At 62.1% G+C, this 7,979-nt stretch carries 8 protein-coding genes; 1 reads left to right on the forward strand and 7 read right to left on the reverse strand.

The annotated features are described in order from the left end of the window. Positions 1–113: 113 nt before the first annotated feature. From ING15_RS10585 to ING15_RS10610, 6 genes are all read right to left on the reverse strand, one after another. The gene (locus ING15_RS10585) at positions 114–1,439 is read right to left on the reverse strand and encodes a TRAP transporter large permease (RefSeq protein WP_206454771.1); all 1,326 of its coding nucleotides are present in this window, start codon (positions 1,437–1,439) and stop codon (positions 114–116) included. Further along, positions 1,436–1,990: a TRAP transporter small permease subunit gene (locus ING15_RS10590; protein WP_206454772.1), complete on the reverse strand. Its 555-nt coding sequence runs from the start codon at positions 1,988–1,990 to the stop codon at positions 1,436–1,438. Before ING15_RS10590 ends, ING15_RS10585 begins: the two co-directional genes overlap by 4 nt. A 142-nt stretch (positions 1,991–2,132) precedes the next feature. Further along, complete coding sequence (locus tag ING15_RS10595; protein ID WP_206454773.1) at positions 2,133–3,200, reverse strand: C4-dicarboxylate TRAP transporter substrate-binding protein; 1,068 nt, start codon at positions 3,198–3,200, stop codon at positions 2,133–2,135. 50 nt (positions 3,201–3,250) lie between these two features. Continuing rightward, positions 3,251–5,632 (reverse strand): xanthine dehydrogenase family protein molybdopterin-binding subunit, encoded by a 2,382-nt coding sequence (locus tag ING15_RS10600; protein WP_206454774.1) that lies wholly within the window; start codon positions 5,630–5,632, stop codon positions 3,251–3,253. Further along, positions 5,629–6,144: a (2Fe-2S)-binding protein gene (locus ING15_RS10605; RefSeq protein ID WP_206454789.1), complete on the reverse strand. Its 516-nt coding sequence runs from the start codon at positions 6,142–6,144 to the stop codon at positions 5,629–5,631. The genes ING15_RS10600 and ING15_RS10605 overlap by 4 nt, the downstream gene beginning before the upstream one ends. 5 nt (positions 6,145–6,149) lie before the next feature. Continuing rightward, positions 6,150–7,001: an FAD binding domain-containing protein gene (locus ING15_RS10610; RefSeq protein WP_206454775.1), complete on the reverse strand. Its 852-nt coding sequence runs from the start codon at positions 6,999–7,001 to the stop codon at positions 6,150–6,152. A gap of 195 nt (positions 7,002–7,196) precedes the next feature. Here ING15_RS10610 and ING15_RS10615 point away from each other — a divergent pair, with 195 nt between their 5' ends. After that, complete coding sequence (locus tag ING15_RS10615; protein ID WP_206454776.1) at positions 7,197–7,811, forward strand: TetR/AcrR family transcriptional regulator; 615 nt, start codon at positions 7,197–7,199, stop codon at positions 7,809–7,811. Here ING15_RS10615 and ING15_RS10620 read toward each other — a convergent pair. After that, the coding region (locus ING15_RS10620) for a hypothetical protein (protein WP_206454777.1) at positions 7,796–7,979 on the reverse strand (184 nt) is incomplete at its 5' end. The two genes, ING15_RS10615 and ING15_RS10620, sit on opposite strands and share 16 nt — an antisense overlap.

Here is a 7,979-nt window from a genome sequence, read left to right on the forward strand (position 1 = left end):
TGGTTGAGCCGGTAGCGCGGAACACCAGTGCAAACCTTTCGTCGGCACAGAACCCGCGCCAGCATCCGAGGCGCCTTCTCGCGGCCGACCGAGTTGGCGTGATAGGGCGTGGTTCAGACGAGAGCGAGCGTCAGGACTGGTACGGTTGCAACGGCAAGAAGCGTCACCAGCATGACAACAATATAAGGCATGGCACCGAGGAAGATCGTCTCGACGCCCACATCCGCGTCGTCGAGTGTCGTGTGGACCGTAAAGACCGATATCCCGAATGGCGGTGTCAGAAGGCCTATCTCGACCGCGAGCACCGTGACCACGCCGAACTGGATCAGGTCAAATCCGAAGGTTTTCGCGATCGGCGCTGCGATCGGAACCAGGATCAAGAGGATAGAGGTCGAATCGAGGATCATCCCCATCAGAAGGACGATGATCACGTAGAGTAGAATGAAGCCCCAGGCGCCAAGACCGCCGGCTGCGACAAGCTCGCCGATGGCATTGGGGATGCCGGCGACGGCGAGCATGCGGCTGTAGAAGCCGGCGGCGATCAGCAAGACGAGGATCGAGACGGAGACGACACCGGTTTGCTTCAACACCTGCCACATCTTGGTGCGGTCCAGTTTCCGGCGGACAAGCGCGATGACGAGGGCGCCGAAGGCCCCGACGCCGCCGGCTTCGGTCGGCGTGAAGAAGCCGGTATAAAGCCCGCCAAGGACGAGAACCACGAGAAGCAGGATGGGCACGAGCTTCAACGTCATCTCGCCAATGGTGAGCACAGTCTCGGCCTCGCCGCGTCGCTCCTTCGCGTGGGCCGGATCGGTAAAGACGCTCGCGGGCCGGAATCTCGCCATCAACAAGATCGCGGCGACGAAGCCGAGCGCGAGCAGGATGCCGGGAATGATGCCGGCGATGAACATCGCGCCAATCGAGACTTCCGCCAAAACACCGTAGATGATCATCAACAGGCTCGGCGGGATCAGCATTCCTAGAATCGACGAGCCCGCGACGGTGCCGGCGGAAAAGCCGGCAGTATAACCGTGACGCCGCATCTCGGGGACCGCGATCTTGGTAAAAACAGCGGCCGAGGCAATCGATACGCCGGTAACGGCGGCAAAGACCGTGTTGGCTGCGACGGTCGCGATGCCAAGGCCGCCAAGCAGGCGCCGCAGAAGCGTTTCGGCGACTTGGAAAGTATCCTTGCCGACATCGGAAACGCTGACGATCAGCCCCATCAGAACGAAGAGCGGAATCGTGGCGAACAGGAAATCGGAGACACCACTATAGGCGGCGAGCGATAACAGCCGCATCGCCAGTTCGAAATTCTCGCGGATGATCCAAATGCCCGCGAAACCGGCGGCGAAAAGCGCGATCGCGATCTCCATGCCGAGAAGCACCAGCAGAATCAGCGCGCCGATGAGCAGAAAACCAACAGTGAGGGTGGTCATGCGGAACCGGCCGGCGCCCGGCGCATTTCCGTGAGGGCGACCTTCAGGTAAGCGATCAAGGTGATCGCCGATCCCGCGACGATCAGCGCCCAGAATGGGAAAGTCGGCAGCGTGAAGACACCCTGAACACCGAAAAACTCGTCATTTTGCCAAGCGCGCACCATCCCTGGCCAAGTCGCATAGATGATCGCGCCGAAAATTGCCGCGCCGGTCAGCGCAAAGAGCGTGTCGATCCCCTTCACCAGCTCAGGCGAGCGTGTGCGCAGCATGCGGGAAAGGAAGTCCGCCCGGGTCATGCGGCGCGCCAGAACCGCGGCTGACATCTGCAGGAAGACGATCGCAACCACCGAATGGGCGGAGAACTCCGCGACGCCGGTAATCGGATGATTGAAGAAGTTGCGGCCGAGCACGTCGGCGACGACGAGCAGCATTAAACCGAAGATCCAGAGTGTGCCGATCGCGGCGAAGACCGAGACGATCAATCCCAAAAGCCCTCTGTCGCTCCGACGGGTCTCTGCTATCGGCGGTTCCGGCCGCGTTTCGTCCGTCACGCTTTTCTCCAACGGCATGGTTGAAAATTGATTGCGCGCACAGGGCCCCCGGCGGCGTGACGCGGGCCGAGAATGTCACATACGTGACCCTGGCGGCGACGGCATGACCGCCGCCGGGGCGACCGCGGATGTCCGACCTGGCTCAGCGGTCGGCGTCCCAGTCGCGCAACGGCTTGGCTCCGCGTTCGCGAAGCGCGTCGAAATAGGCTTTCAGCACGGTCTTGCCCGCTTCGCCGGTCTGGTCGAGCCAAGGCTGGACGATATCGGGAAGCTTTTCCACCCAGGCTGTCTTCTCAGCGTCCGGCAATTCGGTGATCGCAAGGCCCGCCTTCTGCATTTCGTCGATCGCGGTCGTGGCTTTCTCGGTGACGTATTCGCCGTGGCGCTTCGAGGTGATCTTGCCGGCCTCGCGAAATGCCGCCTGGACCGCTTCCGGCTGGCTGTCGAAGAAGTCCTTGTTGACCGCGATGCCCCCGAAATACATCGATCCGATGCCGACGCGGGTCAGCTTCGGCGCGACTTCGTAGACGCGGGTCGGCAGGATGCCGCTGGCAAAGGACAGGGCGCCTTCGGAGACGCCGGTCTGTATGTCGGTGTAGTAAGTCGTCAGCGCGCCATCGAGCGGCGTCGCTCCGGTATCGGCGAGCCAATTCGCCGAGGTGCCCGGCGCATTGATGCGATGATTGGCGAGATCGGCGAGCGTGTCGATCTCGAAATTGGCGTAGACGTCGTAGCTGTCGGTAATCAGCGAGGAGAGGTGAACCATGTTTTGGGCCGCCCAGCTGTCGCGCAGTTCGGGCAGCTCATCGGAGAGCTTGTCGAAGATGTCGATGATCATCGTGTGATCGGACGTGGCGAAGGGCGTGAAGTAGGTCACGTTCTGGAGCGGCATTTCCGAGCCCTCCCAGACCGTGCCGACCATGCCGACATCGACGATACCGTCGCGCACCGCCTCGCGGGTGTCGGTGTATTTATAAAGGGTACCGCCGTAATTCTCGACCCAGTCGACCTGATATTCGTTGCCGCCCTCCTTCAGGATGCGGTTCACCTCGGGCTGGAAGACGTTCTTCATCGCCCAGACCCAGATATTGGCCTCCGGATGGCTGGAGCCGATATTAGCGGTGATCATCTCCTGCGCCCCAACCGGTGAAGCGAGCATCGAACCGGCCAGAAGCGCTGCTGCCGCGGCGTGGCATGTGAAGTGTTTCATGTGTTCCTCCCAGAACGTTGGTCTCGTTTGTTGCGTGGCATTGCCTGTCGTCAGTCCGCCATCGCGCCGATCGCCGTCAGCACCCGCTCGGGCGTCATCGGCATCTCGGTGATCCTGCCGCCGAAGGGGCGGATGGCATCGTTGATGGCATTCATGATCGCAGCCGGCGCCCCGGCGGTGCCGGCCTCGCCCGCGCCCTTGGCGCCGAGCTCGCTCTCGGCAGTCGGTGTTTCCACATGGCCGACGACGATATCCGGCATTTCCGCCGACATGGGCACGAGATAGTCGGCCATGGTGGCGTTGGTCAGCTGACCACTCGCGTCATAAAGGCTCTCTTCATACAGCGCGTCGCCGATACCTTGCACGATGCCACCGCGGATCTGCTCATCGACCAATTGCGGGTTGATCACCCGGCCGCAGTCTTCGACGCACCAATGCCCGAGCAGCTTGACGAAGCCGGTTTCGGTATCGACCTCGACATAGCTCGCCTGAACACCGTTGGTGAAGGCGAAGGGATATTCGCTAGTGATGTAGTGGCGCGTGACGACGAGTTCGCGCGGCAGGTCTTTCGGCAGCGTGTCGCCGCGGAAATAGACGACGCGGCCAAGCTCGGCGAGCGTCATTCGCTCGGCTCCGCTTGCCGCATCAACGATCTGACCAGAGCGTATGTCGAGATCGTCGGGCGTCGCTTGGAGCATCACCGCCGCGACGCCGAGGATGTTCTGCCTGAGCGCACGTCCGGCCTGCAAGGCTGCTTCGCCGCCGATGCCGGTGCCGCGCGACGCCCATGTTCCGCCACCGAACGGGGTTGTACGCGTATCGCCGGTGACGATTTTGATCTGACCGATCGCGACGCCGACGGATTCGGCGACGATTTGGGCGAGCATCGTCTCGGTGCCCTGGCCCTGTTCGGTGACGCCGGATAGCGCAACGACGCTGCCGTCCGGGTCCATGCGGACGGTACAGCCGTCTTGCGCGGAAATGCGCGCCCCACCGATGCCGTACATGAAGGGGCTGGGATTTGTCAGCTCAATGAAGCTGGCGATGCCGATGCCGCGATGGATGCTCTTGCTGCGGTGCGCCCTTTGGTCGGCCCGAAGGCCGTCGTAGTCCATCAGTTCGATGATCTTATCGAGGCTTTGATGGTGGGACAGCCCTTCGAACCTTAGATTTGCGACGGAGGTGACGGGGTAGGCGTCGTCGCGGTAGAGATTGCGTCGGCGGATTTCGATCGGGTCCATGCCGATCGCCTCGGCGGCCATATCGACGAGCCCTTCGGTGACCGTCACTGCGATCGGGTGGCCGACCGCCCGGTACTGGCAGGTCGGGGTCTTGTTTTGCAGGACGACCGTGGTGCGGGCGCGGTAGTTCGCGAAGTCGTAGGGTCCGCCGCAGAGATTGACGACTTGATTGCCCTCGATCGCGCTGGTGCGCGGATAGACCGAATAGGGGCCGATGCCGGTATAGTCGTCGACATCGATGGCGAGGATCTTGCCGTCACTGGATACCGCGATCCTGGCGTCGATCTCGTGATCGCGGGCATGGATGTCGGTGGAAAAGCTCTCGACCCGGTCGGCGATGAATTTCACCGGCCGCCCCATTGTCTTGGCAATCGCGGCGGTCGCGACCTCATCCGGATAGACATGGACCTTGATGCCGAAGGAACCGCCGACATCGCCGCACTGAACCCGCACATGGGATTCAGGCAGGCCGAGTTGTTCGGCCAGCACTACCTGGATCATGTGCGGCGCCTGGGTCGAATGGTGCACCGTCAACTGGTTTTCGGAAGGGTCGTAATCCGCCAGGATCGATCGCGGCTCGAGCGTCACGCCAGTGTGACGACCGGTCTTGAAGCTTGCCGAGACGATGGTGGCGTCGGAGCTGAAGACGGCATCCACATCGCCGGCCTCGTGCAGGCGGCGAAAGGTGAGATTGTCGCCGAGGCTTTCGTGCAGCACAGGTGTCGATGGATCGAGTGCCTTGCGCATATCGACCAGCGGGTCGAGCGGCGCGTAATCGACGTCGATGAGAGCGATCGCATCCTCGGCGGCTAGCCGCGTATCGGCAACGACCGCGACGACTGCTTCGCCGACCCAAGTCGCGCGATCGACAGCCAGCGCATGCTGCGGTGCCGACTTCATACCTTTCAGGTGTTGGAGCACGCCAACCCATGGCTTGCAGAGCGGCACCAGATCGCGGCCGGTAAAAACGCGCTTTACGCCCTTGGCCTTGTCGGCGCCGTTCAGCGCAATGGCGTTGATCTTCGCATGGGCATGCGGGCTGCGCAAAAAGACGACGTGCAGCATGCGCGGCAGGACGAGATCGTCCACATAACGGCCGCGTCCTTCCACCAGCCGGCGAGCATTGGGGCGGGGCACGGTGCGACCGATATAGCTGTTCGGCCGGTCGGGATTGCCGAAACGGATGTTCATGCGGCGTCTCCCGGGGTTGGAGATTTGGCGCGCGCTTCGGCGACCGTCTGGATTGCGTCGATGATCGCTTCGTAACCTGTGCAGCGGCAGTAATTGCCACCGAGATATTCACGGATCATGGCGCGATCCGGCGAGGGAGATTCATCGAGCAGCGCTTTTGCCGCGATCAGCATTCCGGGTGTGCAAAAGCCGCACTGCAAGGCATTGCGGGCAACGAAAGCGTCTTGGAGATCGCGAATGACGTTCGTCTCCGACGCGCCTTCGATTGTCCAGACATCGGCGCCGTCGAGTTGCGCGGCAAGCATCAGACAGCCGCGCACGATGGCGCCATCGACTTCCAGCGTGCAGGCGCCGCACACGCCATGTTCGCAGCCAGCATGGGAACCGGTCAGCCCGAGATCGAGGCGCAGGAAATCGACGAGGTGACGGCCGGCTTCGACACGTGCCTCGACGCGCTCGCCGTTTACGGTCAGCGCGATCTCAACGGTGCGCGCGATGCTCTTCGCCGCCATCTGGCTCATGCTGCCATTCCCACATGCGACCCGGACGACAATTCTGCGACCATCCGCCGCAAAAGAACCGCGGCAAGATGCATGCGATAGCGCGCGCTGCCATTGGCGTCGGAAGGCGGATCAAGATCATTCGAAAGCGCCGCCACCGCCGCGTCGAGGGTTGCTCCCGCGTCGAGCGCCTTCATCGCATTCGTGGCGAGAATCGGCGTGTCGCCCACGCCGAAATACGCCAGGCGAGTCGATTGCCCGCGCCGCACCCCGGCCAGACCGACGATCGCAAAGTCCCCCGAGCGCCGGGCGAGTTCCAGGATCCGCTGGCGTTCCCCGGGTTCGGCCTTCCTCACGATGATCGCGCTGATGAGTTCGCCGGGCCGAAGGGCGGTGTCGAACAAACCGGTAAAGAACCGCGAGGCGGGGATGCGCCGCTCGCCGGCCCGGCTCGTCGCGACGATCTCGGCGTCGAGCGCTACGACGCATGCGGCGAGTTCCGCGGCTGGGTCCGCATTGGCGAGAGAGCCGCCGATCGTGCCTCGGCAGCGAATGGCCGCATGTGCAATCAGCGGCACGGCTTGGTGAAGCAGCGGAGCGTGCTCAGCGATGAGCGTCGACGCGCCGAGGTCGACATGACGGGTGAGCGCGCCGATCCGCAAGGTGTCGTCCCGATCCGCAATTCCGGAAAGTTCCTGAATGCGATTGATGTCGATCAGCGCGACATCCTCGTCGAGACGCAGATTGAGCGCGGCGACAAGACTTTGTCCGCCCGCCAGAATCCGGGCTCGCTCTCCGGCCTCGTCCATGAGGCCGAAGACGTCGTCGAGCGTCTCGGCACGCCCATATGCGACCTTCGAAGCCTTCATGGACTGAGTCCCTCCCGTTTTGAACGGCCGGCAGTTCAACCTGCTGAACCAATCGGATTTCGCCTCCACAAAATCCGACTTAATTGATCAAATGATCTATAATACCGGCGACGAATGCAAGCGGTATTCGATCGTGTTCGCTGGCGGACGGAAAATCGCTTGTCCTGCGGGCTTTCCGCGGGGATAGAGGGTGCGATGGATCATCGAACGCAACATCCAGCCGGACGCAAGCGGCTATCGCCAGACGAGAGACGGCGGCAAATTCTCGATGGCGCGGTCGCCTATTTCGCTGAGGTCGGGCTCGGCGGTAACACCCGTGAGTTGTCGGCGCGGCTCGGGGTCACGCAATCGCTCATCTTCAACTATTTCAACTCCAAGTCCGAACTGATCGAGGCGGTCTACAACGAGGTCTATCTCAACCGCGTCTCGCCGAAATGGGCCCCCCGACTCGCCGATCGCTCGCATCCGCTTCAAACGCGGTTGACCTCGTTCTACAAGGAATATGCAGCGGCGATCTTCACCTACGAATGGATGCGGATATTCGTTTCAGCAGGTCTTGCCGGCGCCGATCTCAACGCAAGATATCTAAACCATATCTCGGAACTGTTTTTCGAGCCATTGCTTGCGGAGATGAACGATCGTGCGTCGACCGGCGTTACTGTCTCCTTAGAAGATATCTGGCTTCTTCATGGCAGCATTGTTTATCTGGGTATTCGAAAGTTCGTCTATCGGGTGCGCGTCCCGGACGATGTCGATGCCGTCATCGAGCGGGCGATCGCAAATTTCCTGACCGCTCATGGCCTGGACTGACAGAGCTGGGTCGTCGGAGTTTCCTCTGTCAAGGTTGACCCATTCCCTTCCAGAGCCTCGACGGCAGCCATGACGCCGCGCAATTCTGCAGGGCCGCGCATGCCCCCGATCACCGGATAGCCGGGATGCGTGCCCCGTCGCTCAAGATGATCCGAAACCCGAACAATC

Source organism: Aurantimonas marina (genome assembly GCF_017183135.1).
In the GTDB taxonomy this organism is placed as follows: Bacteria; Pseudomonadota; Alphaproteobacteria; order Rhizobiales; family Rhizobiaceae; genus Aurantimonas; species Aurantimonas marina.